Origin of the sequence: Streptomyces sp. NPDC057877 (genome assembly GCF_042796855.1) — a bacterium.
Lineage (GTDB): Bacteria > Actinomycetota > Actinomycetes > Streptomycetales > Streptomycetaceae > Streptomyces.
Genome location: NZ_JBHVMS010000028.1, coordinates 1 through 1478, shown reverse-complemented (window position 1 = coordinate 1478; position 1478 = coordinate 1). Strand labels below are relative to the sequence as shown.

The 1478-nt window shown below is 68.2% G+C and carries 1 protein-coding gene and 1 pseudogene; both read right to left on the bottom strand.

Annotation, left to right across the window (positions count from 1 at the left end; all coding sequences use genetic code 11):
- Positions 1–14: 14 nt before the first annotated feature.
- Positions 15–1205, bottom strand: coding sequence for an IS4 family transposase (locus ACFVQG_RS38650; RefSeq protein ID WP_383393410.1), 1191 nt, complete (start codon positions 1203–1205; stop codon positions 15–17).
- Positions 1112–1381, bottom strand: a pseudogene (locus ACFVQG_RS38645) (transposase domain-containing protein); the annotation flags it as partial. The pseudogene ACFVQG_RS38645 and the gene ACFVQG_RS38650, both read right to left, overlap by 94 nt.
- Between the last annotated feature and the right edge of the window lie 97 nt (positions 1382–1478).

Here is a 1478-nt window from a genome sequence, read left to right as displayed (position 1 = left end):
GCAACGCCGTTGCGTTAGCCGTCAGGCCCGGCGTCAATGTCTCCGTCCTTGACCATCTTGAAGTCCAGTGTGTACGTATGCACGGTGCGCGGATGTTGGTCGCGCTGGAACTGGTACTTGCTGGATGTCTTGCGGTAGTGGGCCTTCAGCCGCTGGCGGCGCTGTTCGGGGAGGAGGTTGGCCAGCACGGCCCGGCCGATGGCCCCGATCAACGCCGCCGTACTGCCCCGGGACCTGCCCGGGGCGACGATGATCTGGTCTGCGGCGGACTGGAACAGAACGGTGAAGCTCACCCGCTGGACGGAGAGTCCCGGCGTGGCCGTCGTGACATCGCCGGCCATGCGGACCAGCGCCTGGTAGACCGTGAGTAGCGCGAAGATCTCCTGCTCGAGGCCGGGGACACTGCGTGAACGCAGCACTCGCCCGTCCAAGATCGTGGACTTCAGCGAGAAATAGCATGTCTCCGCCTGCCAGCGCCGGTGATAGAGCCGCAGCAGGTCGTGCGCGGGGTGGCTGTCGGCATCCAGCAGATTGGTCAGCAGCCGCCACAGCTCCGTGCGCTGCGTACCGTCGGCGAGTACGACAGTGAGCCACGCCTCCACCACCCGCACCTGAACCCGCTGCCCATTCGCCCTGGCACGGTAGCGGCGCGGCAGGACCGCGGTGAGGTAGGAGCCGTCGGGCAGCGGGCGGCGCACCGTCGGGCGCCGCTTGCGGGTGGAGCGCAGCACGAAATGGGCCCCGGTGTCCTGCACGGCCTGAAGGAAGTCGAACGCGTCGTAGTAGGCGTCGGCCAGTAAGAGCATCGATGCATCCAGATGTCCCAGCAGACGGTGCGCGTAGGCGAGTTCGCCGACGTCGTCGGGTCCGAAGACCGCGTCCAAGAGAGCCCGTGTGCCGCACTCCACGAGGGCCACCATGCGCACCAGCGGGTAGCCGAACGCGCGGACCCTGCCGATGTGTTTGCGGAAGTGCCAGGTCACCGCTTCCTCGTCGGGAGCGGACAGGGTGGTGCCGTCCACGGCGACCAGACGCAGGCCGCGGTAGAAGGCGCAGGACTGGCTGTGGTCGGCCACGGGGCCGGCCAGGATCGAGAACAGGTGCGCAGCGGTCCGCTTCCCAGCCGGCGCGGGGCACGGGCCAGCGACGAGGCGCACGGGTGGGCCACGGGCGCGCTGCCCAGTCCCGCTGTGAGCTTGACCCATACCGCCCGGTAGGAGGATCGCTCGAAGAAGGCGAGGGCCAGCACGAAGTACACCACGACGCGCGCCGGGAGGAGCCTCAGCCGCTGCTGTCGGACACCGGTGTCCTCCAGGACCGCGTCGACCAGCTCGGGGTCGATGATCTCGGTCAACTCGCCCAGATGGCCGGGCGCGTACACGTCCAGGGCTGTCGCGCCGGACCTGACGCTGACAGAATTCTGCGGCAACGGGACCTCCGAGACACTCGCAATGGCTTCGACACCATGCGAACTACCA